The organism is Methylobacterium persicinum (assembly GCF_022179525.1).
Classification (GTDB): Bacteria; Pseudomonadota; Alphaproteobacteria; order Rhizobiales; family Beijerinckiaceae; genus Methylobacterium; species Methylobacterium persicinum.
Genome location: NZ_BPQX01000054.1, coordinates 1 through 26,203 on the forward strand (window position 1 = coordinate 1; position 26,203 = coordinate 26,203).

Here is a 26,203-nt window from a genome sequence, read left to right on the forward strand (position 1 = left end):
TCCTGAGGTGCCCGCGTCAGGGGGCCTCGAAGGAGGGCTCCAGAAGGCCCCGCGATCCCTGGAACCCTCCTTCGAGGCTGCTTCGCAGCACCTCAGGATGAGGGGGAGAAAGGGAAGGGAGGCCAGGGGCTGAGTCCCGCGGGGCGGGACGAGCAGTCATCCGCCCCTACCGCGTCGAATTCATCAGCAGGTCCGGAAGCCACAGGGCGATGCCCGGGACGAGGCACAGGATCAGGATCGCCACCGCCATCAGCAGCACGAAGGGCAGCGTCCCCCAGATGATGGCCGAGAGGGGGATGTCCGGGGCAATGTTCTTGATGACGAAGATGTTGAGCCCGACCGGCGGGTGGATCAGCCCCATTTCCATGGTGATCGTCATCACCACGCCGAACCAGACGAGGTCGAACCCGGCGGCCTTGAGGGGCGGCAGGATGATCGGCGCGGTCATCAGGATGATAGAGACCGGGGGCAGGAAGAAGCCCAGCACGATCACGAGGCCCAGGATCGTCACCAGCAGCAGCCAGGGCGAGAGCTGCATCGCCACGATCGCCGCCGCCGCCGACTGCGAAATGTGGAGGTAGCTCATCACGTAGGCGTAGAGGAGCGACATGCCGATGATCAGCATCAGCATGGTCGATTCCCGCAGGGTCGCGGTCAGGATCGGGTTCACGTCCCGGAACCGCCACACGCCGTAGATCGCCGCGATCAGCGCCAGCGCGAGAAGGCCGCCGAGGCCGGCGGTCTCGGAGGGCGTCGCGTAGCCGCCGTAGAGGGCGACCATCACGCCCGTCAGCAGCACGACGAAGGGCAGCACCCGGGGCAGCGTCGAGAAGCGCTGCGCCATGGTGTATTGGTCGTCGTGGAGGATCGGCGAGGCCGGCCCGCCCCGCTCCAGCACCGCCTTCGCGGTGGCGTATTCCGAGCGGAAGCGCACCATCGCCCACGCCGCGAACAGGCTGACGAGGAGCAGGCCCGGACCGATCCCGGCCAGGAACAGCCTGCCGAGGGATTGCTCGGCGGCGACGGCGTACAGGATCATGGTGATGGAGGGCGGCAGCAGGATGCCCAGCGTCCCGCCCGCGGCGATGATCCCCGCGGCGAAGCCCGGCGAGTAGCCGCGCTTGCGCATTTCCGGGATGCCCGCCGAACCGATGGCCGAGCAGGTCGCCGGGCTCGAGCCCGCCATCGCCGCGAACAGGGCGCAGGCGAAGACGTTGGCGATACCCAGGCCGCCGGGGATGCGGTGCATCCAGGCATGCATCGCCGAGTAGAGATCCTGCCCCGCCCGGGATCGGCCGATGGCGGCGCCCTTCAGGATGAAGAGCGGAATCGACAGCAAGGTGATGGAGGCCATCTCCTCGTAGACGTTCTGCGCCACCGTATCGAGGGAGGCGGCGGGCATGAACGCCACCATGAAGGCGAGCGCCACGAAGCCGAGGGCGAAGGCGATGGGGATGCCCGACAGCATCGCCCCCAGCGTCGCCCCCGCGTAGAGGAAGCCGATCGCCGCCGTGCTCATCGCTTCGCCCCTGCGCCGGCCGTCCGCCCCATCGGATCAGGCCCATCCGGTGTGATGTCCGGCGCCCGGCGCATGTCCCTGTTGAGGTCGGCGCCCAGGCCGACCTTCGGCTTGGCCCAGCCCGCCGCCCGGGGGCCATAGAGCAGGGCCTCGGCGATCTGCATGGCGAACTGCAGGCAGAGCAGGCTCATGCCCGCCGCCATCAGCGTGTAGGGAATCCAGAGGGGAGGCCCCCAGGTCGATTGCGAGACCTGCCCATCGGTCCAGGCCTCGTGGTCGAGGGACCAGCTTTTCCAGGCGAAGAACAGGCAGAAGGTGAGGCTGACGACATCCGCCAGCAGCAGCCGCACCCGGTTCACGGACGGCGGCAGCAGCCCGGTCAGGGCCTCGATGGCGACATGCCCACGCTTGGCTTGCACCGCCGCGGCCGAAAAGAAGGTGGCGCCGACGATGAGGAACACTGCCATCTCGTCCTGCCACTCGGTCGGCTCCTTCAACAGGTAGCGGACCACCACGCTGTGGCTGAGCACGAGGCAGGCTCCGACGAGGCTGAGCCCGCCGAGGCCGAGGATCACCCGGTTGAGCCGGGCCAGCGCCCGTTCGAGGACCCCGAGAGTCCCGGGGATGCGGGGCGCCGCCTCGGCATGGGCCTCCGGGGCGGCGGTGGCCGCATCGAAGCCGTGGCTCACGCCACCTGCTCCGCGAGCTTCAGAAGCTCCGCGCAGTTGGCGTTCTTGGCGCCGTAATCCTTCCAGGCCGTGGCGCGGGCGATGTCACGCCACTTGCCGAGTGTCTTTTCGTCGAGCTGATCGACCTTGGCGTTAGCCTTGGCGAACAACTCCTCGACGCGGGTGTCGTCGGCCTTGGCCCCGGCCTGCCCGAAGCTCTCCAACTCGGCGCCCGTGGCCATGATGGCGTCCTGCTGGTCCTTCGGCAGGCCGTCGAAGACGATCTTCGACATCATGATCGGCTCCAGCATGAACCAGTAGGAGTTCTGCCGGCCGGAAGTGAGCGCCTTGGAAAGCTCCTCCAGGCGGAAAGAGATCAGGCTGGTGGAGGAGGTGATCACCGCATCGCAGGCGCCGGTCTGCATGGCGGCGTAGGATTCGTTCGACGGGATGGAGAGGGTGGCCGCCCCGGCCTCCTTCATCATCATGTCCATCTCGCGGGAGCCGCCGCGGACCTTCATGCCCTTGGCATCCTCGGGCGCCACGAGGGCGCGCTCGCGGCTCGCGACGCCCCCCGCCTGCCAGACCCAGGACACGAGGATGATTCCCTTTGCGGCCAGGATCTCCGTGAGCTTGCGGCCGACGGGGGCGTTCTTCCAGGCGACCGCCTGCGGGTAGGAGGTCACCAGGGCCGGCATCAGCCCGATATTCATCTCCGGCACCTCGCCGCCGGCATAGGGTGCCGGGTAGAGGGACATGTCGAGGGCGCCCTTGCGCATGGCGCCGAACTGGGCATTCGTCTTCATCAGCGACGAACCGGGATAGACCTGGACGTCGAGGGCGCCCTTGGTCTTCTCGCCGACCTGCTTGGCGAACATCCGGCACATCCGGTCCCGGAAGTCGCCCTCGTCGATCGTTCCGCCCGGAAACTGGTGCGACAGCTTGATCGTCGTGGCGGCCTGGGCCGGCTGAAGGCCGAACCGCAAAAGGGCCGGCGCGGCAAGGGTAGCGGCGACGAAGTTGCGTCGTGTCGGCGTCATCTTACCTCCCGCGCCGCACAAATGGCGGCTTGTAGTGTTGCAGTGCGGTATTTCTTGCGACCGTTCTAGTATGCACAAAACGGTCTCTTGTATATTTTGTCAACGGCCCCGCATAATGCGCTGGCAAAGTCCCGGCGCCGATGAACCAGGACAGCGAAGACGGGGGTGGGGATGAGCCGCGCGCAGGATCTCCGGCAGACCATCGAGGACGAGATCGTCGAGGGACGGCTTGCCCTGGGTTCGCGGCTGGATGAGGTGCAGCTCGCTGCCCGGTTCGGCGTCTCCCGGACGCCGATCCGAGAGGCGCTGCTGCAACTGGCGGTGAGCGGCCTCGTGGAGACGAAGCCCCGGCGCGGCACCATCGTGAGCGCCCCCGAGCCCCATCATCTCATCGCCATGTTCGAGACCATGGCCGAGATCGAAGCCGCCTGCGGGCGGCTGGCGGCCCGGCGCCTGATGCCGGAGGACCGGGCGGCCCTGGAGGCGGCCCTGGATGCCTGCGCCGCAGCCTCTGACGACTGCGAGACCTATTACGCCGAGAACTACGTGTTCCACGGTGCCATCTACCGGGCGAGCCACAACCGCTTCCTGGCCGATCAGGCCCTGAGCCTCCATCGGCGCCTTGCACCCTATCGGCGGCTGCAGTTGCGGGTCCGGCAGAGGCTTCCGCAATCCCTCGCCGAGCACCGGGGGATTGTCGAAGCGATCATGGCGGGGGACGATGCGACGGCGGCGGAGCGCCTGCGCGGCCACATCCTCGTCCAGGGCGACCGCTTCGCCGACCTCGTGGCCGGGCTCAGGCCTCAGGACGCGGCGTGAGGGTGCTCGCGACAAGCGGGCGTTGAAGTCCGGCCGGAAAGGTCGTCTCCCTCAGCGTCATGGCGAGCAGAGCGAAGCAATCCGGGGACACGCCATGGTCGAACACGGCCCACTGCCCTGGATTGCTTCGCTGCGCTCGCAAGGACGGGGTGGAGTGGAGCGGAGGCCGCCTACGCCGCTCCCTGGTCCACGTAGTTGGCCGCGATGACCCGCTTCTTGTTGCGGATGTGCTCGCGCAGGAGGGCGCCGAGGGCGGCGCCGTCGCGGGCGCGCAGATGCACGATCATCTCCTCGTGCTCCGACATCGCCTTCTTCCACTGATCCTCGGTCTGGTGGGCGCGGTAGCGGGAGCGCTGCACCCGGCCCGACAGGCTCAGGTAGATGCCCGACAGGGTCGCGTTCCGGGCCGCGGCCATGATCGCCTCGTGGATCAGGCGGTTATGGGCGAAGTAGCCGACCTCGTCCCCCGCGTTGAACGCGGCGAGCATGGCGTCGTGATCCACTTGGATGGCGTCGATCTCGGCATCGGAGATGGTCCGGCAGGCGAGGTCTCCCGCGGTGGCTTCCAGGCCCGCGATCACCTCGATGACGTCCTCCAGCTCTTCCTCGGAGATGCTCGCGACGCGGGCACCCCGGTTGGGCAGGAGTTCGAGGAGACCTTCCGTTGCCAGGATCTTGATCGCCTCGCGCAACGGAGTCCGGGAAATGCCGAAACGCTCGGTCAACTCGCCTTCGTTGATCCGCTCCTTCGGCTCCATCTCGCCGGACCGGATCAGTTCACGCATGCGGTCGGCCACCTCGTCGTGGAGATAGCGGCGGCTGATGCCGAAGCCGGATTCAATTTTGTTCATGCGCACACACACACGCGTCCGGCCACAAGAGGCCGTCTCATTAGGTATTATGTGTAGGTGCACCTGAATTCAGTGTCGAGGTATCAAAGCCTGATCGACCACACGGATCACATGTTGCGCGTGCAAGCCCAATCCGTCGTGGATCTGATGCCGGCAACTTGTCCCGTCGGCGACGACGAGGTCGTCAGGTCCCGCCTGCCGCAGGGCCGGGAACAGGGACAGCTCCGCCATGGCGAAGGAGACGTCCACCGTCTCCGCACCGTAGCCGAAGGCCCCGGCCATGCCGCAGCAGCTCGACTCGATCGGGCGGACGTCGAGACCCGGCACGCTGCGCAGGACTGTCTCCACCGCCCCCATCACGCCGAAGGACTTCTGGTGGCAATGGCCGTGCAGGTGGGCCGTGCGGCCGCCCTGGTGGGCGAGGGGCAGGCTGATCCGGCCGGCGGCGAGGTCGCTCGCCAGCATATCCTCGATCAGCATCGATTGCTTGGCGAGGGTCGCGGCCTCTTCGCCCGGCAGGAGGGCCAGGAACTCGTCGCGGAAGGTCAGCAGGCAGGACGGTTCCAAGCCGACGACCCGCGCCCCGGCCCGGACGAAGGGCAGCAGCGTGTCGAGGGTGCGCCGGGCCTCCGCCCGGGCCCTGTCGGTCTGACCCGAGGCGAGCCATGTCCGGCCACAGCACAGGGGCCGGCGGCCCTTGGCCGGATACACCCGGTGGAGGCGGTAGCCGGCGGCGGCAAGCACCCGCTCGGCCGCCTCCAGGTTCTCCCGCTCGAAGGCCCGGTTGAACGTGTCGCCGAACAGGATCACGTCCCGGAAATCGCCGGTGACGTCCGACGGGTGGGCCGGCTCACCGGTCTCGGCCCAGGGCCTGCGCCAGCGGGGCAGGCTGCGCCGCGCCGACAGGCCCGCGATCCGCTCCGAGGCCGCCGCCAGGACCGGATGCCGGTCGCGCAGGTTGAGGAGGGGCGCAAGGCGCGCGGCGAGGCCGGCATAATGCGGCATCAGCCCGATCAGCCTGTCCTTGAGGGGCAGTCCGTGCCGGGCGTGATAGTGATGGAGGAACTCGACCTTCATCTTCGCCATGTCGACACCGGTCGGGCATTCCCGGCGGCAGGCCTTGCACGAGACGCAGAGATCCATCGTCCGCTTCATCTCGGGGGTGGTGAAGGCGTCGGCCCCGAGCTGGCCCGAGATGGCGAGCCGGAGGGAATTGGCCCGGCCGCGGGTGAGGTGCTGCTCCTCCTTCGTCACCCGGTAGGACGGGCACATGGCCCCGCCCGCGAGCTTCCGGCAGGTGCCGTTGTTGTTGCACATCTCCACGGCCGGGCCGAAGCCGCCCCAGTCGGCCCAGTCGAGGGCGGTCCTGGCCGGGGCGGTCACGGCGTAGTCCGGCTTGAAGCGGAACAGGCTGCGGTCGTCCATCTTCAGGGGGCGGACGATCTTGCCGGGGTTGAGGTGGTTGTAGGGGTCGAACCCGTCCTTCACCGCCTCGAAGGCCCGGGCCAGGGTCGCGCCGAAGAGCGGTTCGACGAATTCCGAGCGGGAGATGCCGTCACCGTGCTCGCCGGAATACGACCCCTTGTAGCGGCGGACGAGTTCGGAGGTCTCCTCGGCGATGGCGCGCATCCTGGCGACGTCGCCCCCGAGCTTCATGTCGAGGATCGGGCGCACGTGCAGGCAGCCCACCGACGCGTGGGCGTACCACGTGCCCCGCGTGCCGTGCTTCGAGAAGACGTCCGTGACCGCGTCGGTGTAGTCGGCGAGGTGTTCGAGGGGGACGGCGCAATCCTCGATGAACGAGACCGGCTTCGCATCGCCCTTCATCGACATCATGATGTTGAGGCAGGCTTCCCGCACCTCCCAGACCGATCTCTGCCGGGCGGGTTCGACCACCTCCACCACCGCGCCGGAAAAGCCATGATCGGCCATGCAGGCGTCGAGGCGCTTGAGGTCGCGCTTGAGGGCCGCGAGGTCGTCCCCGGCGAACTCGGCGAGGAGCAGGCAGTTCGGCGTCCCGCGGGTGATGTCGGCAAGGGTCGTGCGGAACAGGGGGATGTCGGCGCCGAGCACCAGGACGTTGTTATCGACCAGTTCCACCGCCACCGGATCGAGGGCGACGATGTGCCGGGTCGTCTCCATCGCCGCCCGGAACGACGGGAAGTGGCACACGCCCATCACCCGGTGGGCCGGCAGCCGCGAGAGCTTCAGCGTCACCGCCGTGGTGGCGGCCAGCGTCCCCTCCGAGCCGACCAGCAGATGGGCGAGGTTCGGCCGGTCCGTGACGAGGGCGTCGAGGTTGTAGCCGCCGACCCGGCGCTGGACCTTTGGATAGCGGGCCTCGATCTCGTCCCGGTGCCCGTGGGCCAGGGCCATCATCCGCGCCGCGATATCGTCCGCGCGCTTCGAGCCAGCAACGCCGGTGGCATCGTTGCCGGTCAGCGAGAAGGCGAAGGACTCGCCGTCGTGCAGCAGCGCGCGGATGGCCAGGACGTTGTCGCGCATGGTGCCGTAGCGGAGGGACCGGGCCCCGCAGGAATTGTTGCCGGCCATGCCGCCGATGGTGCAACGGGTCGCCGTCGAGGGCTCGACAGGGAAGAACCAGCCATCCGCCTTCACCCGGGCATTCAGGCGCTCCAGCACCACGCCCGGCTCGACCGTGACCGTGCCGGCCTCGGCATCGTAGTCGAGCACGTGGTTGAAGTGCCGCGAGCAATCCACCACCAGGCCTGAGCCGATCGGCTGGCCGTTCTGAGACGTCCCGCCCCCGCGCATGATGACCGGCACGCCATGCGCGGCGGCGACCTGAAGCGTCGCAGCGATGTCGTCGGCCGAGCGCGGCAGGACGACCCCGGCCGGGGTGATCTGGTAGATCGAGGCGTCGGTGGCATAGCGGCCACGGGTGAAGGCATCGAAGCGCGCCTCCCCCTGGAGCCGCTCGGCGAGGCGGCGGGCGAGGCCGGCATCGTTGCGCGATGCCGCCCGAGGCGTCTCAGCTGTGTCGGCGGTGCCTGCGGCCACGCGCGTCCTCCCGAACGAACTTTTGCGGGAGTGTATTCAAGATTCAGTCTGAGGGGAAAGATTCTCGCGCGGCATGGGGCAGCGGAGGCGGGACGGTCGACACGTCCCCGGGCGATACGACCGCGGGAACGCGCTGCCGGCGACAGCCTTTTCAAAGTCGTTCGAGAGCGGTGTCTGTCATCCTCGGATCACCTCCCCCACGGTCTTTGCGAGCGAAGCGAAGCAACCGAGGGATCCGCCACATCCTGAGAGGTCCGGCAGTCCTGGATTGCTTCGCTCCGCGCGCAAAGACGGAGAGGTTCTCGTCGATGGCGGAGAAACCTCGTTCCTCCGAAGGACCTTTGCAGCAGCCTGCTCACGATCCTCCCGCGTCGGCCTTGTGGCGACCGGAGACGCGATAGCTCGCGAGACGATCGGCACCATCAGTGCAGCGTGCCGCCGCCCTCCCCCTGCTCAGGTACCGGCACCGGCTCAGCGGTCAGCGCCTCAGTCAGGGGAAACTCGAGCACGAGATCCGCGGCATCGTCGGACACGAACAGCACGGCCTTCAGCAAGTCGGGATCGCTGTCGGCGCCCTGGAGCAGTTGCAGCGCCAAGACCTTGGCGGCCTCCCAGGCTTCATCCGCGTTCGCCAACTCGCGGCCATCGGGGTCCACGATGACGTCCTCGCCGATGTGGGTGTGAAAGAAGTAGCGCGGCATCAGCCCTCTGCCTTGTCGCCCTGGCCCTGCTCGACGCCGCCCTGAGCGCCCGTCTCGTCCTGCCCACCATCGGCGGTTCGGCCCTGCGGCGTCAGCCTTGGCCGGTCGATGCCCTCGGCATCGTCAAGAGTCTTGGGCGGGCTCGTGTTCGGCGTCTGGGCCATTGCGGTATCTCTCAGTTGTCGGTGAGCCGCCATTCGATGGGCGATGGGGTCACACGCGCGAAACGCCACCCGGGATAGGCGGTGGCGAGATGTCCCCCATAGCCCCCGGCGTCACGCTCCGTCCGCGACCTGTCAGCCGGGCTCAACCCTTCCGAGCCCGGCCTTCGGCAGCCTAGCGCCCGCTGCCTGCGGCACCCGGTGTCGAGCCGGAGCCTGCGTCCTTGGCGCCCGTGCTGTTCTGTGTGCCCGAACGACTCAGGCTGCCCGTTGACGGTCCGCTCCCAGAGGCCCCCGGCGACGAGCCCGAGCCGGCATCCTTGGCCCCGGTGCTGTTCATGGTGCCCGAGCGCGTCTCCCCGGAGCCCGTCGCGGTGGAGCCTTCAGCGGCGTAGGCGGCGGTGCCGAGGGCCAGCGTGGCGGCGATGGCGAGCGTGATGGTCTTCATGTCGTAACCTCCCTGTTAGAAGGCCAACCACCCGCAGGGTGCGACGTTCCGACCTCTCCGGGCGCAGCTCAATGCAGCACCCGAAACAGACCCTTCTCAGAGATAGGCACATGGTGCCGGCTGCCGATAGCGTCAGCGCTTCAGGCCGATCAAGGCCCTGAAGATGGATGGTGTCCCCGGCAGGGCTCGAACCTGCGACCCCAGGTTTCATACCACCTCGGCTTTCGCCGCCGCCCGGCCTGAGCCAGGGCGTTCGTGGTCTGGACTATCCCTTCACCCTGGGCCCTGCCTCGGCCGTTAGGTGCCGCCCGTCTAGTCTCTACACCTTCCCGCCTGGGCGGGCTTGGCTCGGGATCGGCAGGGCCGCCGATGCCGGGGCATCGTCGGCCGGGAGCTTTCCCCGACTTTGAGCGGATCCGCCGCGCGGTTTCCCATCGCGACGCCCAATTTGAACCTTTAGGAAACCTGTGCTCTGTCCAGCTGAGCTACGGAGACGACCGCGCGTCCTTAGCATCTCCGCCGGGCGCGGCCAACACCGCCGGGGACCAGGGAGGTTCGGTTCCGCGATGACGGTGCGGCGGCGACTGGCACTCTGTGCGCTCCTCGGCCTGCCCTGGCCCGCCGCCGGGGCGCCGGGCGCCGAGCCCGATTGCATCCCCGCCCCCACCCGCAGCGAAACCCTGGAGGGGATTGGCCCCCGCGGCGAGTTGCGATTCGTCTCGGGGGGCCGGGCCGTCCTCGATTCGCTGCAATGGCCGGAGGAGGACGAGGGGGCCCGCGCCCGCCTCGTCCTGCGGGTCGGGCAGGAAGTGGTCGTCGTGCCGCGGGGTTTGCCCGACCGCTGGGGCCGGGAGCGCGTCGACGCTTTGACGCCGGACGGGACTGACCTCGCCGGGGACCTCGTGGAGGCAGGCCTCGCCGCCGCCGATCCCGGCGAAGCGGACGCCCTGTGCCGCCCTTCCCTGCGCCTCGTGGAGGACACCGCCCGGCGCCGCCGCCTCGGCCTATGGCGCGACACACCGCCGGCCGCGGACGACGGCGCCGCGCTCCGCAGGCTCGCCGGACGCTACGCCGTGGTGGAAGGCCGCATCCGCCATGTCGGCGAGCGCAACGCCCGGACCTACCTGGATTTCGTCCCGCGGGGTGCCGACGGCCTAACCGTCACGGTAACGAAACGCACTTGGCGAAGGATGGCCGCCCGTGGTTTGAGTGCGGACTCGCTGCACGACAGGCGCGTGCGGGTCCGCGGATTCATCGAGATCCGGCGGGGGCCCGTCATCGCCGCCGCGACGCCAGAGGCGCTCGAGGTGCTGGACGAGGGGGCTCCGATGACGCACGACGCACGGGGCCCGGACGATTCGGGGGTGCGGCGCTGAGCGCGGTGGACGGGATGCGGGGGGGAGTGGGTATCCGGCGGGCGGCCAGTCTCGGCCTTGCCGCCCTGGCCCTGTCGGCCTGCGTGGCGGACCAGACTGGCTCCGTCGGCACGCCGAGGGCCGTGCGCGTGCCCGCGGAGGCGCCGCGGGTGACAGGCCGCGACCGGGCGACCGACGCCGATCATCTCAAGCTCGTCGCCTCCTTCGGGGGCGAGGCCAAGGCTCCCGCCGTCACCCGCCTCCTGAACGAGGTGACGGACCGCCTCGTGCGCGCGGGGGACCGGCCGGACCAGAGCTACGTGGTCACGCTGCTCGATTCGCCCGTTGTCAACGCCTTCGCCCTGCCCAACGGCCGCCTCTACGTCACCCGCGGCCTCGTCGCCCTGGCGAACGATACCTCCGAGGTGGCCGGGGTCCTGGCCCACGAGATCGCCCACGTCACCCTGAACCACGCCACCGCCCGCAGCGAGCTGGAGCTGCGCTCGGCCCTGGTGAGCAAGGTGGTGGCGGACGTGCTCAACGACCCCGATACCGGCGCTCAGCTGAAGAACCAGTCGCGCTTCGCCCTGGCGCGCTTCTCCCGAGAACAGGAACTGGAGGCGGATGCGGCCGGGGTGAAGACCCTCGCCGCGGCGGGGTACGACCCCTTTGCCGAAGCGCGCTTCCTCACGGCCCTGAACCGCACCATCCAGCTCAAGCAGGGCGGCGGCACGGCGAACGAGCCGGACATGCTCGCCACCCACCCGGGCACCGCCGAGCGCGTGGCGCTGGCCACCCGCGCCGCGCGCCGCATCGGCGCGCCGGGCATCGGCAGCGACGACCGCAGCCGTTTCCTCGCGGTGATCGACGGCCTCCCCTACGGCGACAGCCCCCGGGACGGCGTGGTGCGCAACGGCCGCTTTCTCCATTCCGGCCTCGGCATCGCCTTCACCGTGCCCGATGGCTTCAACCTGGAGAACACGCGTTCGGCGGTCCTGGGCACCACGGCGGACGGGAGCCGGCGCCTGCTGTTCGACCAGATCGAGGCGAAGGAGGGCCAGGGGCTCGACGCCATGCTGAAGGCCACCTGGAATGACAGCCTCGATCCCGCCGGGTCGGAGACGACCGAGGTCAACGGCCATCAGGCCGCCTTCGCCCTGTCCCGGGGCAAGGACTGGACGTTCCGCCTGGCCGCGCTTCGCCTCGATGGCGCGACCTACCGGATGATCATGGCGGCCAAGGGCAGCGCCGACCCGGAAGTCCCGTTCCGGCGGTGGGTCGCGAGCCTCGCGGAGGTACCCGCCGACGAGATGGCGTCCCTGCGCCCGACGCGGCTGCAGATCGTGCAGGCGACGGGTCCCGGTACCGAGGATCTCGCCCGGCGCATGGTCGTGCCCGACCGCGCCCTCGACCGCTTCCTCGTCCTCAACGGGCTGGAGCGCGGCGCCACCCTGGTGCCGGGCCGCAGCTATAAGATCGTGACCGAATAGGTGCCCACACGGGCGCCGGAACACGGAGACCGTGCCATGATCCGCTTCTACTACAACCTGTCACCGAACCCGATGAAGGTCGCCCTCTGCCTCGAGGAGCTGGGCCTGCCCTACGAGCCGGTGCCGGTGGATACCCGCAAGGGTGATCAGTTCGACGCCGCCTACGCCGCGGTCAACCCCAACGCCAAGGTGCCGGCCATCGTGGACGGCGGGACGACGGTGTTCGATTCGAACGCCATCCTCCTCTACCTCGCCGAGAAGGCCGGGCGCTTTCTGCCGGAGGGCGGCGATGCGGCCCGGGGCGAATTGCTGTCCTGGCTGATGTTCGTGGCGACGGGCATTGGCCCCTTCTCCGGCCAGTGCGTCCACTTCCGCCACTTCGCACCGAAGGATGCGGGGGCCTACGCCCTGGACCGCTACGTCTACGAGGCGCGCCGCCACTGGGACGTGCTGGAGAAGCACCTGGAAGGGCGGACCTTCACGGTGGGGGACACCTATTCCATCGTCGACATGGCCGTGTGGGGCTGGGCGCGGATGGTGCCCTTCGTCCTCGGCGAGGAGGCTTTCGCAGGCCTGCCCAACGTCAAGCGCCTGCTCGACACGGTCAACGAACGGCCCGCGGCCGGGCGTGCCGAGGCGCTGAAGGGCCGCCACGCCTTCAAGGCCGAGATGGACGAGGAGGCGAAGCGCAACATGTTCCGTTTCATCAAGCCGGCCGCCTGAAGCGACCCCACTCTCCACCTCATCCTGAGGCGCCCGCCTCGGCGGGCCTCGAAGACCTCATCCTGAGGTGCCCGCGTCAGCGGGCCTCGAAGGAGGGCTCCAGGGATCGGGGAGCTGTCTGGAGCCCTCCTTCGAGGCGGCTGACGCCGCACCTCAGGATGAGGGTCAGGCTTGGAGAACGAGGGGTAGACTTGGAGGGGGCGAGCCGAACCGACCCGTTTCAACACGGACCCAGGCCGCCCAAACGGCAGGGCACGTCGCCGTGTCCCGCCCGCGTGACTACTTGCCCTTGAGGCGCTCTCGCTCAGCCCTGAGTTCGCGTTCGGCGATCAGCCAGAACTCGATCTCGAGGCCCTCGGGCCGGTGATTGCGCTCCCACAATTCGTAGGCGCGCTCCCGGATCTGCTCGAAGGTGATGACGTCCCGCTCCTGGGGCGACTCACCCGTAGTGTATTCCGAACCCATCGCGACCTACCGAACCGGTGCCACGCGCAACCTCATCGTCGTTCCTCAGGATCCCGGCCGATGAAGGAAGGCCGCGACGCTGGTGACGCGGGTGCCGACCATGCTGACCGCCTTGCGCAGGCGCTCCTCGGTCACGTTGAAATGCTTCGCCCAGCCGAGCCGGCTGGTGCGCTCGACGATGTCGATATGGCTCTTGCCCTCGGTCCCCATGGCCATGATGCGTGTATCCGATCCGCCGTGGCGCCCGGCTGCGCCGGGGCTCTTGGCGGATCAACCGGAGGCCGCAGATTAGGTTTCACGTCCCCGTGGGGGAACCGGTTCTGCCGTCACTCCCGCCGGTCTTCGATCGCCTCGCAGACGAGGAGAGATCCCTCCGGCACGGGGGGCGCCTCCACCCCGCGCCACCGGCCGTAGGCCCAGGGCCGGTACCACGCCGCCCTGTCAGGCAACCGGGACGGGACGAGGTCGATGCCGTGGGTGCCGAGCGGGCCGCACCGGCAGATCCGGGCAAGCCCGATCCAGGCGCCGGGCCAGAGGCCGTGATTCGCGATGGCCTCGTCCGTGTAGGCGGAGCAGCTCGGCCAGTGCCGGCACTGGCGGCCGACGAGGGAGGACAGGCTGAGCTGGTAGGCGCGGATGGCGAGCCTTGCGGCCCGCCGGGGCAGGCTCACGCCGCAGCCCGGCGCTTGGCCTCGATCTGGTCGAGGGCATCGACGACCGCGTCGAAGGTCAGGAGGGTCGAGGCGTGGCGCGCCTTGAAGTCCCGTACGGGCTCCAGCACGGCGAAGTCGGCGAAGGCGCCGTCCGGCGGCGGCGCGCCGTCCTTCAGCATGGCCCGCATGGCCCCGCGCAGGCCGCGCAGGTCTTCGGCGGAGGTGCCGACCACGTGCCGGCCCATCAGGGACGAGGACGCCTGCCCGAGGGCACAGGCTTTGACATCCTGGGCGAAATCCGTCACCCGCCCGTCCTCGCCGAGGGTGAGATCGACGGTTACGGTCGAGCCGCAGAGGCGGGAATGGGCGGTGGCGCTCGCATCCGGCGCAGCGAGCCGGCCGAGTCGGGGGATGTCGGCAGCGAGTTCGAGGATGCGGCGGTTGTAGATGTCGTCGAGCATCGAAGCCTCGATTGAGCAACCATCATAGCGGTCAGGCCGTCCGTGCGGCCGGCGTCGGATTGCGCGATTGCCCGCAACGCACGATATAGGGAAGGTGCCGTCGCTTCGCGAGGAGGCGGCCGGTCGATCGCGGTCGCGCCCAAGGCCGGGATCGGGCTCATTCGCCCATTGTCATCCGGGGCACCGGCCCGCGCACCGTTTGCGGGCGCGGACCCCACACGAGAGCCCGAGCCTGTCCGACATGTACGCCAAGCCCGACAGTACCACGATGAAGACCCGTGTGGCGCGGGCCGGAGATGCCATGGATGCCGCACTCAAATCCCTGTCCTATCGCGTCGACGGCCACACATTGAACGGCATGCGCAACGATAATCTGCCATTCCGTGACGGCACCTCGGCCGTCGCCGAGATCGCCCCGGAGCCTACCTCCGCGACCCGCGTGCCCGATGGGCTGGCCACAGGCCGCCCCAGCCGGGAGGAGGCCGAGGCCGCCGTGCGCACCCTGCTGCGTTGGGCGGGGGACGACCCGACCCGGGAGGGCCTGATCGAAACCCCGGCCCGGGTGGCCAAGGCCTACGAGCAGCTCTTCGCCGGCTATCGCGTCGATGCGGATGCCCTGCTGGAGCGGGTGTTCGAGGAGGTCGAGGGCTACTCGGACATTGTCCTGGTCCGCGACATCCCCTTCCACTCCCATTGCGAGCACCACATGGTGCCGTTTATGGGTCTGGCGCATATCGCCTATTATCCGTCGAAGGGCGTCGTGGGCCTCTCGAAGCTCGCCCGTGTGGTCGATGCCTTCGCCAAGCGCCTCCAGACCCAGGAGACGATGACCGCCCAGATCGCCGACGTGATCGAGAGCATCCTCAAGCCCCGGGGCGTGGCCGTGATGCTGGAAGCCGAGCATCTGTGCATGGCCATGCGCGGCGTTCAGAAAGCCGGCGTCTCGACCATCACGAGTCAGTTCCGCGGCGTGTTCAAGGATGCGCCGGACGAGCAGGTCCGGTTCCTGACCCTCGTGCGCGGAGGAGCCAGATAGGCTCCCGCGACGTTTCCGGCCGCCATGTCCGATCCTGATCTGTCCTCGCGCCGGCCCAGCGGGCCGGCCATTGCCTTTGCCGAGCCCGGCACCCCTGCCGAGGTGGAGGAAGGCGCTGAGTTCATGCCCCGGTTCGACCGGGACGGGCTCATCACCTGCGTCGCCGTCGATGCGGGGGATGGGCGCGTGCTGATGCTCGCGCACATGAACGCGCAATCCCTGGCACGGACCATCGAGACCGGCGAGGCGTGGTACTGGTCGCGCTCCCGCAAGCAGCTGTGGCGCAAGGGGGCGACCAGCGGCCAGACCCAACGCGTCGTCGAGATGCGGGTCGATTGCGACCAGGACGCCCTGCTCATCACCGTGGAGGTCGGCGGCGATGGCGGCTGCTGCCACACCGGGCGGCGGGCCTGCTTCTATCGCGCCGTCACCCTCGACCGGGAGACCGGCCGGGTGCGGCTGCGGCCGGCTGGGGAATGAACCGGCTTCCGGAACGACGCGAGGTTTCCCTTCGCCCGGCCCCCTCGTCGCAGCGGGCCGAGGCCGCGCGGGGCCGCGCCGCGGAGGCGGTGCGCCGGGCCATGGTCCGGGGCGAACCCGATTTCCCACCCGGCACCGTCGAGCCCGTCCGCCCGGTCGGGGGCGGTCCGCGGCTCGGCCTCGCCCTCGGCGGCGGATCGGCCCGGGGCTGGGCGCATATCGGCGTGATCCGCGCCCTAGAAGAGGCGGGCTTCGCCCCCACGGTCGTGGCCGGCTGCTCCATCGGCGCCGTGGTCGGCGCCTGCTACGCCGCGGGGCGCCTCGACCGGCTCGAAGCCTTCGCCCGCTCCCTGACCCGCGGCCGGGTCGTGCGTCTCGTCGATCCGCGCCTGCCGGGCTCCGGTCTCATCGCCGGGAACCGGCTCCGGCGGCGTTTGATGACCGATCTCGGCGACGGACGAATCGAGAATCTGCGGATCGGGTTCGGCTGCGTCGCCACGGAATTCGGGACCGGCGCCGAAGTCGCCCTCACGGAGGGGCCCCTGGTCGAGGCTATCCGTGCCTCCTATGCCATCCCGGGCCTCTTCCCGCCCGTCGATGTGGCGGGACGGTTCCTGATGGACGGGACCTTGGTGAACCCCGTCCCCGTCGCCCTGGCCCGCTCCCTGGGGGCGGATGTGGTGGTCTGCGTCAACCTCAACGGCGACACGGGCGGCCCGGTCACCCGCGAGGTGACGGCGGCGCCGCGCCGGACTCTGCTCGATGCCATGCGCGGGCGTCTGCCCGGCCTCTCGCGCACGCCGCCTGAGGCGCCGCTGCCGGGCATCGCCCGCGTCGTGCTGGACGCGTTCAACATCACGCAGGATCGCATTTCCCGCTCCAGGCTGGAGCGCGAACCGCCGGACGTGGCCATCGGTCCTGACGTGGCGGGTTTCGGCCTGTTCGATTTTCATCGGGCCGCCGACGGGATCGCCCTCGGCTACCGCGCCGCCCGGTCGGCGATGCCACAGGTCCGCGCCGCCCTGGAGGGCGCAGCGGCCCGCGTGTGAGCGCTAGACGGCGGCGGGGAAGCGGCGGACGGCTGCCTCCGGGCGAAGCCGCCCATCCCTCCGGAAGCGTCGCGTCCGACCTAAGCCTGCCGCAAGAACTCAGGCGCAGAAACGACAAAGCCGCCCGAAGGCGGCTTGTGTCGTTTGGTCGTTCGGTTGGGAAAACTGGAGCGGGCGAAGGGATTCGAACCCTCGACCCCAACCTTGGCAAGGTTGTGCTCTACCCCTGAGCTACACCCGCTCACTACACCGTGGCCGCCCCGGAGAACCGTGCCGGCGGCCCCCGGCGGCGCTCTCTAAACACCATTCCGACGGAGGACGCAAGCCCGTTTTCCGGCTCACCAATGCGAAGCTTGCGAAAGGCCCTCGCGAAACTCCCGGAGGCGGGCCGCCGTGCCGCGGGTGGTCCCCTCCGGCAAGGCGTCGGCCGGGAAGAAGCCGCTCTCGGCGATCTCCCGGTCTGGCGCCTTCGGCCGCAGCAGCGTGAAGGCGGGGGCCGCGAAGAGGGCGACATGGTCGCGGGAGGCGCCCGCGACGTTGTGGAAGAGCCCCAGGAGGCGCAGCGGGCCGTCCGGGCGGATCTCCGCCTCCTCGCGGAACTCCCTCACCATCGCGTCGTGGGCGGTCTCGCCGCGCTCCACGCCCCCACCGGGCAGATGCCAGCCGGTGATGTAGGTGTGGCGGACGAGGCAGACCCGCCCCTCCCCGTCGAGGGCGATCCCGCGCACGCCGAGGGTCACGCCCCGGGTCGCCAGGGCGCCCAGGAGGAACATCCGCCGGAAAGCCGGCCGGTCGAGGATCATCGGGCCGGTCAGACGACGTCGAGGGCGATCTCGCCAAGACCCGCCACGGCCGCGACCATGCGCTGCCCGCGGGCCACGGGGCCGACGCCGGACGGTGTGCCGGTGAAGATGAGGTCGCCGGGCTGGAGGGCGAAGTAGCCGGAGAGGTAGGCGATCTGCTCGGCCACCGACCAGATCATGTCGGCAAGGTCGCCCTTCTGGCGCTCCGCGCCATCGACCGACAGGGTGATCGCCCCCTTGTCCGGATGCCCCACGAGGGAGACCGGATGGAGGGGGCCGATCGGGCCGGACGAATCGGCGCCCTTCCCCGTATCCCAGGGACGGGCCATCGTCTTGGCCTCCTCCTGAAGGTCCCGCCGGGTCATGTCGAGGCCGACGGCGTAGCCGTAGACCTGCTCAAGGGCGGCCTCGACCGGGATGTCGGTCCCGCCGCCGCTGAGGGCCACCACCATCTCCACCTCGAAATGATAGTTCGCGGTCTTCGGCGGATAGGGATGGGGCGTCGGCTCCGGGCCGACGACCTGCAGGGCATCGGCCGGCTTCATGAAGAAGAACGGCGGCTCCCGGTCCGGGTTCGCCCCCATCTCCCGGGCATGGGCGGCGTAGTTGCGCCCGACGCAATAGACCCGACGCACCGGGAAGAAATCCGGGCTGCCCACGATCGGCAGGGTGATCCGGGGCGGATTCTGGATGACGGACAGCATCGGGATCCTCGGTCTAGGGCGTCGTCTCCGGCAGGCGGGCTGCCGCGGGCCGGCCCTGTTGTAAGGCATCCTCCGCTTGCCGCCATCCGTCGGGCTTGCTGCGGAGGCCGCGCGGGGCAAAATTCATGCGATGTCCGATCCCGCTCCCGCCGACCTCCTGCGCTCGCTGCGCGACGCCCTGGGCGACCGCCATGTCCTGACCGATCCGGACCTCGTGGCCCCCTATCTCGTGGAGCAGCGCGGCCTCTACACGGGCAGGGCGCCCGCGATCCTGCGGCCGGGCTCGACACAGGAGGTGGCGTCAGTGGTCGCCCTCTGCGCCGCGGCCGGGATGCCGGTGGTGGCGCAGGGCGGGAATACCGGCCTGACGGGCGGCGGCGTCCCCGAGGGGGCGGTGGTCATCTCCCTGGAGCGGCTGGGGGCCGTGCGGGAGGTCGATCCCGTGGGCGCGACCATCACCGTCGGGGCCGGTGCGATCCTTGCGCAGGTGCAGGACGCGGCGGACCAAGCGGGAATGCTGTTTCCGTTGACCTATGCCTCCCGGGGATCCGCCCGGATCGGGGGCGGGATCGCCACCAATGCCGGGGGCCTCAACGTGCTGGCCTACGGTAACGCCCGCGACCTCGTGCTCGGGCTGGAAGTCGTGCTCCCGGACGGGCGCATCTGGGATGGGCTGAAGGCCCTCCGGAAAGACAATGCTGGCTACGACCTGAAGCAGCTCTTCATCGGCTCGGAGGGAACCCTCGGCATCGTGACGGCCGCCGTGCTGCGGTTGTTCCCGAAGCCGCGATCCTGGGGAGTGGCCTTCGTCGGCCTCCCCTCGGCGCGGGCTGCCCTCGACCTGTTCGTCCATCTCCGCGACAGGGCCGACCGGGACCTCACCGCCTTCGAATACATGCCCCCCTTCGCCCTCGACCTCGCCCTGAGGCACGGGAAGGGAGCCGTGCGCCCCCTGGCGGGGGAGCATGGGGCCTACGCCCTCGTGGAGCTGTCCTCCTGCCGTCCGGGATCGGATGCGCGCCTCGACCTGGAAACGGTCCTCGGGGAGGCCTTGGAGACGGGGCTGATCGAGGATGCGACGATCGCCGCGGGCGCAGGCCAGGCGGAGGCCCTGTGGGGACTGCGCGAGGCGGTGCCGGAGGCCCAGACCCGGGAGGGCGGATCGATCAAGCACGACGTCTCCGTGCCCCTCGCCAGCCTGCCGGACTTCCTCGAACGGGCGAACGCGGCCTGCCTCGCGGCGATGCCGGGCTTGCGCCCCTGCGGCTTCGGGCATTTCGGCGACGGCAACATCCACTTCAATCTCAGCCAGCCGCTGGGCATGGACCGGGCCGCGTTCCTCTCGCACTGGAGCCGCTTCAACCGGATCGTTCACGACATCGTGCACGAGTTCGGCGGCTCCATCGCGGCCGAGCACGGGGTGGGGCTCATCAAGCGCGACGAGCTGATTCGCTACACCTCCCCCGTTGCCTTGGACCTGATGCGGCGGATCAAGACGGCCCTGGATCCGCACGGGCTGTTGAATCCGGGGAAGGTGATCCGGCCGCCAGAGTGACCATCTCGACTTTTGTGCAGCGCGCCATAATTCGGCTCGCCTGGGGGCGGAAGAAGACCACGCGGCGGAAAGATCCGCCGCAGTCGAGCTTGGACATTAACTTACTGTTCAGGCTTCGATCCGACCTTCAGAGAGCGACGCGGCCGCCGTCGTCCCGATCAGGCCCGTCCCTTGCATCCCGCCGCGGGTGTCTCGCAGTTGCGAGACGATCCGTCGAGCGTCACCGATCCGGAGTCCCACCGCATGCCCTCCTCCCTGGCCCGCGTGCAGACAACCGAGGCGAGCCGCTACCTTCAGCAGCTCTGCCGCCACTGGAGCCACAAGTTTAACGTCGAGGCCACGGCCGACCACGGCACGGTGCCGTTCGGGGCGGACCGTGTCTGCACCCTCAACGCCGAACCCGACGCCCTCGTGATGCACATCGAGAGTGCGGATCCGGTGAACCTCACCCGCCTTGAGAACGTGGTGTCCGACCACCTCCTGCGCTTCGCCTTCCGCGAAGGTCTCGGCGACATCCGCTGGTCCCGCGCCGTCGCCTGACCGATCCGACCCCGCCGTCGCGAATCGGGGACGAAGCGCCTACCGGGCGGCCTCGTCCAGCGCCTCGATGACGAGGTTGCCGTTCGTGTAGACGCAGATCTCCGCGGCGATGCCCATCGCCTTGCGGACGATCTCTTCGGCCGCCATCGGACCGTCCTCCAGGGCACGGGCGGCGGCCAGGGCGTAGTTACCCCCCGAGCCGATGGCCATGACGCCGCTCTCCGGCTCCAGGACGTCGCCGGACCCCGACAGGAGGAGGCTGACGTCGCGGTCGGCCACCAGCATCATCGCTTCGAGGCGCCGGAGGTAGCGGTCTGTCCGCCAATCCTTCGTGAGTTCGACGCAGGCGCGGGTCAGCTGGCCGGGATACTGCTCCAGCTTGCCTTCCAGTCGTTCGAACAGGGTGAACGCATCCGCCGTCGCCCCCGCGAACCCTCCGATCACCGTCCCCTTGGCGAGGCGGCGGACCTTCCGGGCGTTGCCCTTCACGATGGTCTGGCCGAGGCTCACCTGCCCGTCGCCACCGATGACGACGCGGCCGCCCTTGCGGACCATCAGGATCGTGGTGGCGTGCATGCTGGGCGGCCCGCCCCGGTCGTCGTGGCTCACGTCTCGGCTCCGGTCATGTGATAGGGCGCAGATGGGGAGGATTTCCCGTCGCGTCCAGCGTTTCGGCCGCCTTCGGTCTTCGCTCCCAATCGCGATGACGGCGGAGGGCGTCAGGGGGCGTCACGCCGTTGCGAGGGCGGCGGCCCATTCCCCACGGACATGGGTGTCCGCCTCCGCGTTGCCGTAGCGGCGGTGCAGAGCGGCTAGGGCCTCCCCGTCCAGCAGCCGCCCACAGGCCCAGACCGCCATGCCGCGCACCAGCGGCGAGGCGTCCCGCAGACGGTCGACGGCGCTGGCCGCCAGGGTCGGCTCGCCGGAATTACCCACTGCGATCATCACGTTGCGCAAAAACCGGTCCCGCCCGGTGCGCTTCACGGGGGTGCCGGCGAACAGCCGGCGGAACCCGGCATCGTCGAGTTCGGCGAGGCTGCGCAGGTCCGGGGCGGCGAGGTCGTCCCGGGCGGCAAGCCGCGTCTCGGCCGCCTGCTGCGCGAACTTGTTCCAGGGGCAGACGGCGAGGCAGTCGTCGCAGCCGAAGATGCGGTTGCCCATGGCGACCCGGAACTCGGGCGGGATCGGACCCTGGTGCTCGATCGTCAGGTAGGAGATGCAGCGGCGGGCATCGAGGCGATAGGGGACCGGCAGGGCGTCCGTCGGGCAGATGTCTAAGCAGGCCCGGCATGAGCCGCACCGGTCCGTGCCGGGCGGGTCGGGCTCGAACTCGGCGCTGGTATAGATCGCCCCCAGCAGCAGCCAGTTGCCGGCCTCGCGGGAGATGAGCACCGTGTGCTTGCCCTGCCAGCCGAGGCCCGCGGCTTCCGCCAGCGCCTTCTCCATCACAGGCGCCGTATCGCAGAAGACCTTCACCCGGACATCGCCCCGGGCCGACAGGAAGCCCCCGAGTTCCTTCAGTTTGCCCTTCAAGACTTCGTGATAATCACGCCGTTGCGCGTAGGCCGCGATGGCGCCCCGATCGCGGCGGGTCAGGAGCGCGAGGGGATCATCCTCCGGCCGGTAGCTCATCGCGAGGACGAGGATGCTGCGCACCCCCGGCCAGAGGCCGGTCGGGCGGGCGCGCTGGTCCGACCGCTCCTCCATCCACGTCATGGTGCCGTGGGCCCCTTCCGCGAGCCAGCGCGCGAGGCGCTCGGGCAGGGCCGGAACCCGGTCGGGCCGGGTGATACGCAGGCCGCAGAAGCCGAGGTGCCGGGCCCGGTCCTCGACCAGCCGGCGCAGGTCTCCGCCGTGATAGATGCGGTGCCCGCTCAGAAATCGAGATCCGCGTAATGGGCCGCGGGCGGCATGCCGGCGACCCGGTCGGCCAGGAGGGTGCGGAAGGACGGACGGGACTTCACCCGCGCGTACCAGTTGCGGGCCATCTCATCCTCCTCCCACGGGACATCGCCGAGATAGTCGACGCAGGAGAGATGGGCGGCCGCCGCGAGATCGGCATAGGACAGGTCGTCACCGGCCAGCCAACGCCGGCGGGCGATGAGATAGCCTATGTATTTCAGGTGGTAACGCACATTGGTGCGGGCCGCGCGGATGGCGTTCATGTCCGGCGGGCCGCCCCCCTGGCTCGACGACATGAAGCGTTTGGCGATCTTCTCGGCGACGAGGTAGCCCGTCACCTCGCCCTCGAACTTCACCAGGAACCAGTCCATCAGCCGGCGCACCTCGACCCGCCCGGTGGGATCCTCGGGCAGGAGGCGCCGCCCGCTCAGGCCGAGGCCCCGGGTCTCGTCGAGGTACTCGGCGATGATGGCCGCACCGGGAATGACCGTGCCGGACTGCTCCAGCAGCACGGGCGTGGTCCCCGCCGGGTTGATCAGCAGGAACTCATCGCGCCGGTCCCAGCTGCGTTCCTCGACCAGAGTCGGCTCGAGACCCATCTCGGCCAGGACCAGCCGGACGAACCGGGAATTCGCGCAGAAGGGGAAGTGATAGAGGTTCGCCATCGAAGCCGCTGGAGGGACAGAACGGTCACCCGGCGCGGGGCTCCCTCACGCGCCGTCCGCCCTGTCGGGCAGGGCTTCGGTCCGAGCGTTATTGCCCGTTTCTTGCCGCCCCATTAACACGCGCCGCCCGATACGGTAACTGCCCGTCAACCTTGAGCGGCGATCGCTCCGGGCCGACGAACAGGGTGGGCGGCGCCGTCTGGCGTGCGCCGTAAGGCGCGAGGCCACGAATGGACCCGATCAGCATCGGCAAGGCGGTACTGCTCGGCCTGGTTGAAGGGGCGACGGAGTTCATTCCGGTCTCCTCCACGGGCCACCAGCTCCTCGTCGGACATTTCATCGGCTTCCATTCGCCGAACAACACCTTCGAGGTGCTGATCCAGCTCGGGGCGATCCTGGCGATCCTGGTGGTGTATTTCCGCCGCCTCGTCGGCATCGCCACGGCCCTGCCGCACAATCCCCAGGCCCGCCGCTTCGTGATCGGCATCCTCGTGGCCTTCCTCCCGGCGGCGGTGATCGGTGGAATCTTCTCGAAGATGATCAAAGCCTACCTGTTCAATCCCTGGATCGTCTGCGCGACCCTGGTGGCCGGTGGCCTCGTCCTGTTCGTGGTCGATGATTCGAACCTCAAGGTGAAGAAGACCGACGTCTACGATTTCAGCCTGCCGATGGACTTCAAGATCGGCATCTTCCAGTGCCTTGCGATGATTCCCGGCGTCTCGCGCTCGGGGGCGACGATCGTCGGGGCGATGCTGATGGGCGCCGACAAGCGCTCGGCCACCGAGTTCTCGTTTTACCTCGCGATGCCGACCATGGCGGGCGCCTTCGCCAAGGATCTGCTCGACAACTACAAGAACCTCACGGCCGACGATGCCGGGCTGATCGTGATCGGCTTCATCGTCTCCTTCATCTCGGCTTTGTTCGTCGTGCGCGTCCTCCTCGACTACGTGTCCCGGCACGGTTTCCGCCTGTTCGCGTGGTGGCGGATCATTGTCGGGGCGTTGGGCCTCGCCGGGCTCATCGTCTTCGGCTAGGGCGGGATCCGGACGTCCGGGGAATTGCATCGGGACGGGTGGCGTGCCACGCAGCGGGAGAACGACCGCGGGGGATAAACCGCGGCGGTATCACGATCTGCGACGCGCCCCGGCGGGCTGATCCCCCCGGCGCGGAGCGTCATGAGGGGGGCTCGGCCGAACCGATGGACAACAGACCGCTCGCCGAACTTTTCGAGCCGGCCGACCGCAAGCGTTGGCAGTCCCTGGTCGAGACGGCGCTGAAGGGTGCCGATTTCGAGAAGAAGCTCGTCTCCCGCACGGCGGACGGCCTGCGGATCGAGCCTCTCTACGAAGCGGCCGAGGCCACCGGGCAGCCGGTGCGGGCGCCGGGCCCGTGGCGGATCGCCCAGCGGGTCGATCACCCCGATCCCGCCGCCGCCGCGAAACAGGCCCTGACCGACCTGGAGGGCGGAGCGGACGCCCTGGTCCTGGCCTTCGCCGGGGCACCCGGCGCCCGGGGCTACGGCCTGACCGTGTCCGATGCGGCGGGCCTCGAAGCGGCCCTGTCCGGCATCATGCTCCCCCTCATCGGCCTGCGCCTCGACGCGGGCGGGCGGGGGCTCGAGGCGGCCACCTGGATCCGCGACCTCGCCGCCGCCCGGGGCGAGGACCTCTCCTCCTACGATCTCGATCTCGGCATCGATCCGGTGGGCGTGCTGGCGGCCAGCGGCAGCCTCGGCGCGGTCTGGCACGAGATCGCCCCCAGGCTCGCGGCCGCGGTGGCCGAACTGGACCGGGCCGGCTTCTCCGGCCGCGCGGTCCTCGCCGACGGGCGCCCGTACCATGAGGCCGGCGCCGGAGAGGCGGCCGAACTCGGGGCCGTACTCGCCACCGCCCTCGCCTACCTGCGCACCCTGGAGGCCGCCGGCATCGACCTCGACACGGCGCGCGACCGGATCGCGGTGCTCCTGGTCGCCGACGCGGACGAGTTCGTCACCCTGTCGAAGTTCCGCGCCATGCGGCGGCTCTGGGCACGGGTGGAGCAGGCCTGCGGCCTGGATCCGAAGCCCCTGCGCATCCATGCCGAGACGGCGTGGCGGATGATGACGAGGCGGGATCCCTACACGAACATCCTGCGCACCGGGATGGCCGCTGCGGCGGCGGGCATGGGCGGCGCCGACAGCGTCTGCGTGCTGCCCTACACCCAGGCGCTGGGCCTGCCGGACGCTTTCGCTAGGCGGGTCGGCCGCAATAGCCAGATCGTCCTGCTGGAGGAATCGCATCTCGGCCGGGTGAGCGACCCGGCCGCGGGTGCGGGGGGCCTGGAGGCCCTGACCAGTCAGATCGCCGAGGCCGGCTGGGATGCGTTCCAGGCCATCGAAGGCGAGGGCGGCATCGTCGCCTCCCTCAGCGTCGGCAAGATCCAGCGGCGGATCGAGGCGGTGCGGGAGGCCCGGGCGAAGGCCGTGGCGACCCGGCGGATGCCGCTCACCGGCGCCACCGAATTCCCCAACCTCGCCGAGAAGCCCGTGGCGGTGCTGGACATTCCCCCCATTCCACCCGCCCGGCCGGCGAATTTCGGCACCGCCGCGGCGGTGGCGTGCGATCCCCTGCCCTCCCAGCGCCTCGCCGAGCCGTTCGAGATCCTGCGCGACGTCTCCGATGCGGCGAATGCCAAGGCCGGGCGGCGGCCCTCCGTGTTCCTTGCCAATCTCGGCCCCCTCTCGGCCTTCAATGCCCGGGCGACGTTCGCCGCCAACGCCTTCGCCGCGGGTGGCATCGAGGCGATCACGAATGACGGGTTCGCCGACACGGACGCGCTGGTGGCCGCGTTCAAGGCCTCCGGCGCGCCCCTCGTATGCCTGTGTTCCTCGGACCCGATCTATGCCGAGCGCGCGGTCGAGGCGGCGACGGCCCTGGCTGCGGCGGGTGCCGGGACAGTCTACCTCGCCGGGCGCCCCGCCGATCTCGCGGAACCGCTGAAGGCCGCAGGCGTCCACGGGTTCCTGTACGCGGGATGCGACCTTCTGGCACTGCTCGATGACGCCATCCGGCGCGGTATTCGCTCATCTCCCCGATGAGCTCATCCGGCAGGTCTG

Annotated in this window: 28 protein-coding genes and 1 tRNA gene; 11 read left to right on the plus strand and 18 right to left on the minus strand. The window is 69.7% G+C overall.

The genetic code is table 11. The annotated features are described in order from the left end of the window. Positions 1-166: 166 nt before the first annotated feature. The 3 genes from MFF22_RS20150 to dctP are packed head-to-tail and all read right to left on the minus strand — an operon-like array spanning position 167 to position 3,227. Positions 167-1,519 carry a TRAP transporter large permease gene (locus MFF22_RS20150; protein WP_238251747.1) on the minus strand — a complete coding sequence of 451 codons (1,353 nt, stop codon included), beginning with the start codon at positions 1,517-1,519 and terminating at the stop codon, positions 167-169. After that, a complete protein-coding gene (locus tag MFF22_RS20155) occupies positions 1,516-2,208 on the minus strand; it encodes a TRAP transporter small permease (RefSeq protein WP_238251749.1) in 693 nt (230 codons plus the stop codon). Before MFF22_RS20155 ends, MFF22_RS20150 begins: the two co-directional genes overlap by 4 nt. Then, entirely contained in the window at positions 2,205-3,227 is a 1,023-nt protein-coding gene (dctP, locus tag MFF22_RS20160) for a TRAP transporter substrate-binding protein DctP (RefSeq protein ID WP_238251765.1), read from the minus strand. Before dctP ends, MFF22_RS20155 begins: the two co-directional genes overlap by 4 nt. Before the next feature lie 171 nt (positions 3,228-3,398). On the opposite strand from dctP, the gene MFF22_RS20165 reads away from it, so the two are divergent. Further along, positions 3,399-4,046 carry a GntR family transcriptional regulator gene (locus MFF22_RS20165; RefSeq protein ID WP_238251767.1) on the plus strand — a complete coding sequence of 216 codons (648 nt, stop codon included), beginning with the start codon at positions 3,399-3,401 and terminating at the stop codon, positions 4,044-4,046. A gap of 170 nt (positions 4,047-4,216) precedes the next feature. On the opposite strand, the gene MFF22_RS20170 is transcribed toward MFF22_RS20165, so the two are convergent. The 5 genes from MFF22_RS20170 to MFF22_RS20190 all read right to left on the minus strand — a co-directional run bounded on the left by MFF22_RS20170 (position 4,217) and on the right by MFF22_RS20190 (position 9,228). After that, positions 4,217-4,897, minus strand: a complete 681-nt coding sequence (locus tag MFF22_RS20170) for a GntR family transcriptional regulator (RefSeq protein WP_238251770.1) — start codon at positions 4,895-4,897, stop codon at positions 4,217-4,219. A gap of 69 nt (positions 4,898-4,966) precedes the next feature. Then, complete coding sequence (locus tag MFF22_RS20175) at positions 4,967-7,918, minus strand: FAD-binding and (Fe-S)-binding domain-containing protein (protein WP_238251772.1); 2,952 nt, start codon at positions 7,916-7,918, stop codon at positions 4,967-4,969. Positions 7,919-8,340: 422 nt separating this feature from the next. Continuing rightward, positions 8,341-8,619: a DUF6894 family protein gene (locus tag MFF22_RS20180; RefSeq protein WP_238251773.1), complete on the minus strand. Its 279-nt coding sequence runs from the start codon at positions 8,617-8,619 to the stop codon at positions 8,341-8,343. After that, the gene (locus MFF22_RS20185; RefSeq protein WP_238251775.1) at positions 8,619-8,783 is read right to left on the minus strand and encodes a hypothetical protein; all 165 of its coding nucleotides are present in this window, start codon (positions 8,781-8,783) and stop codon (positions 8,619-8,621) included. The genes MFF22_RS20180 and MFF22_RS20185 overlap by 1 nt, the downstream gene beginning before the upstream one ends. 172 nt (positions 8,784-8,955) lie before the next feature. Continuing rightward, positions 8,956-9,228: a hypothetical protein gene (locus MFF22_RS20190; protein ID WP_238251777.1), complete on the minus strand. Its 273-nt coding sequence runs from the start codon at positions 9,226-9,228 to the stop codon at positions 8,956-8,958. Positions 9,229-9,794: 566 nt separating this feature from the next. Here MFF22_RS20190 and MFF22_RS20195 point away from each other — a divergent pair. From MFF22_RS20195 to MFF22_RS20205, 3 genes are read left to right on the plus strand one after another with little or no spacing between them, the layout of a single operon-like run. After that, on the plus strand, positions 9,795-10,604 hold the full coding sequence (locus MFF22_RS20195; protein ID WP_238251787.1) for a thermonuclease family protein: 810 nt from the start codon (positions 9,795-9,797) through the stop codon (positions 10,602-10,604). A 14-nt stretch (positions 10,605-10,618) separates the two neighbouring features. Next, positions 10,619-12,073, plus strand: a complete 1,455-nt coding sequence (locus MFF22_RS20200) for a M48 family metalloprotease (RefSeq protein ID WP_238251798.1) — start codon at positions 10,619-10,621, stop codon at positions 12,071-12,073. Positions 12,074-12,109: 36 nt separating this feature from the next. Continuing rightward, the gene (locus tag MFF22_RS20205) at positions 12,110-12,796 is read left to right on the plus strand and encodes a glutathione S-transferase family protein (RefSeq protein ID WP_238251801.1); all 687 of its coding nucleotides are present in this window, start codon (positions 12,110-12,112) and stop codon (positions 12,794-12,796) included. Positions 12,797-13,075: 279 nt separating this feature from the next. Here the strand turns inward: MFF22_RS20205 and MFF22_RS20210 are convergent, their stop codons facing one another. The 4 genes from MFF22_RS20210 to MFF22_RS20225 form a co-directional block, all read right to left on the minus strand. After that, positions 13,076-13,261 (minus strand): DUF2934 domain-containing protein, encoded by a 186-nt coding sequence (locus MFF22_RS20210; RefSeq protein WP_238251803.1) that lies wholly within the window; start codon positions 13,259-13,261, stop codon positions 13,076-13,078. Between the two features lie 45 nt (positions 13,262-13,306). Continuing rightward, a complete protein-coding gene (locus MFF22_RS20215) occupies positions 13,307-13,477 on the minus strand; it encodes a DUF3606 domain-containing protein (protein ID WP_238251821.1) in 171 nt (56 codons plus the stop codon). 110 nt (positions 13,478-13,587) lie between these two features. Next, on the minus strand, positions 13,588-13,926 hold the full coding sequence (gene yidD, locus MFF22_RS20220; RefSeq protein WP_238252295.1) for a membrane protein insertion efficiency factor YidD: 339 nt from the start codon (positions 13,924-13,926) through the stop codon (positions 13,588-13,590). A gap of 2 nt (positions 13,927-13,928) precedes the next feature. Next, on the minus strand, positions 13,929-14,375 hold the full coding sequence (locus MFF22_RS20225; protein ID WP_238251823.1) for an iron-sulfur cluster assembly scaffold protein: 447 nt from the start codon (positions 14,373-14,375) through the stop codon (positions 13,929-13,931). A 301-nt stretch (positions 14,376-14,676) separates the two neighbouring features. On the opposite strand from MFF22_RS20225, the gene folE reads away from it, so the two are divergent. The 3 genes from folE to MFF22_RS20240 all read left to right on the plus strand — a co-directional run bounded on the left by folE (position 14,677) and on the right by MFF22_RS20240 (position 16,940). After that, positions 14,677-15,411 carry a GTP cyclohydrolase I FolE gene (gene folE, locus MFF22_RS20230; RefSeq protein ID WP_503128768.1) on the plus strand — a complete coding sequence of 245 codons (735 nt, stop codon included), beginning with the start codon at positions 14,677-14,679 and terminating at the stop codon, positions 15,409-15,411. 24 nt (positions 15,412-15,435) lie between these two features. Then, entirely contained in the window at positions 15,436-15,891 is a 456-nt protein-coding gene (hisI, locus tag MFF22_RS20235; RefSeq protein ID WP_238251835.1) for a phosphoribosyl-AMP cyclohydrolase, read from the plus strand. A gap of 101 nt (positions 15,892-15,992) precedes the next feature. Continuing rightward, entirely contained in the window at positions 15,993-16,940 is a 948-nt protein-coding gene (locus tag MFF22_RS20240) for a patatin-like phospholipase family protein (RefSeq protein ID WP_238252296.1), read from the plus strand. A gap of 166 nt (positions 16,941-17,106) precedes the next feature. Here the strand turns inward: MFF22_RS20240 and MFF22_RS20245 are convergent. The 3 genes from MFF22_RS20245 to MFF22_RS20255 all read right to left on the minus strand — a co-directional run bounded on the left by MFF22_RS20245 (position 17,107) and on the right by MFF22_RS20255 (position 18,447). After that, positions 17,107-17,181 (minus strand) — tRNA-Gly (locus MFF22_RS20245). A gap of 97 nt (positions 17,182-17,278) precedes the next feature. After that, positions 17,279-17,743, minus strand: coding sequence for an NUDIX domain-containing protein (locus tag MFF22_RS20250; protein ID WP_238251837.1), 465 nt, complete (start codon positions 17,741-17,743; stop codon positions 17,279-17,281). A gap of 8 nt (positions 17,744-17,751) precedes the next feature. Beyond that, a complete protein-coding gene (locus MFF22_RS20255) occupies positions 17,752-18,447 on the minus strand; it encodes a fumarylacetoacetate hydrolase family protein (protein WP_238251846.1) in 696 nt (231 codons plus the stop codon). A 130-nt stretch (positions 18,448-18,577) separates the two neighbouring features. On the opposite strand from MFF22_RS20255, the gene MFF22_RS20260 reads away from it, so the two are divergent. Both MFF22_RS20260 and MFF22_RS20265 read left to right on the plus strand, forming a co-directional pair. Then, positions 18,578-20,002 carry an FAD-binding oxidoreductase gene (locus MFF22_RS20260; protein WP_238251854.1) on the plus strand — a complete coding sequence of 475 codons (1,425 nt, stop codon included), beginning with the start codon at positions 18,578-18,580 and terminating at the stop codon, positions 20,000-20,002. A gap of 243 nt (positions 20,003-20,245) precedes the next feature. Beyond that, on the plus strand, positions 20,246-20,542 hold the full coding sequence (locus MFF22_RS20265) for a DUF2218 domain-containing protein (protein WP_238251856.1): 297 nt from the start codon (positions 20,246-20,248) through the stop codon (positions 20,540-20,542). 39 nt (positions 20,543-20,581) lie between these two features. Here MFF22_RS20265 and hslV read toward each other — a convergent pair whose 3' ends face one another. The 3 genes from hslV to MFF22_RS20280 all read right to left on the minus strand — a co-directional run bounded on the left by hslV (position 20,582) and on the right by MFF22_RS20280 (position 23,109). After that, positions 20,582-21,118: an ATP-dependent protease subunit HslV gene (gene hslV, locus MFF22_RS20270; protein ID WP_238252298.1), complete on the minus strand. Its 537-nt coding sequence runs from the start codon at positions 21,116-21,118 to the stop codon at positions 20,582-20,584. Between the two features lie 153 nt (positions 21,119-21,271). After that, positions 21,272-22,387 (minus strand): tRNA epoxyqueuosine(34) reductase QueG, encoded by a 1,116-nt coding sequence (gene queG, locus MFF22_RS20275; RefSeq protein WP_283206200.1) that lies wholly within the window; start codon positions 22,385-22,387, stop codon positions 21,272-21,274. 29 nt (positions 22,388-22,416) lie between these two features. After that, positions 22,417-23,109 (minus strand): glutathione S-transferase family protein, encoded by a 693-nt coding sequence (locus tag MFF22_RS20280; RefSeq protein WP_238251866.1) that lies wholly within the window; start codon positions 23,107-23,109, stop codon positions 22,417-22,419. A gap of 230 nt (positions 23,110-23,339) precedes the next feature. Here MFF22_RS20280 and MFF22_RS20285 point away from each other — a divergent pair, with 230 nt between their 5' ends. Both MFF22_RS20285 and MFF22_RS20290 read left to right on the plus strand, forming a co-directional pair. Further along, on the plus strand, positions 23,340-24,143 hold the full coding sequence (locus tag MFF22_RS20285) for an undecaprenyl-diphosphate phosphatase (RefSeq protein WP_238251867.1): 804 nt from the start codon (positions 23,340-23,342) through the stop codon (positions 24,141-24,143). Between the two features lie 164 nt (positions 24,144-24,307). Then, complete coding sequence (locus tag MFF22_RS20290) at positions 24,308-26,185, plus strand: methylmalonyl-CoA mutase subunit beta (protein WP_238251869.1); 1,878 nt, start codon at positions 24,308-24,310, stop codon at positions 26,183-26,185. Positions 26,186-26,203: the final 18 nt, after the last annotated feature.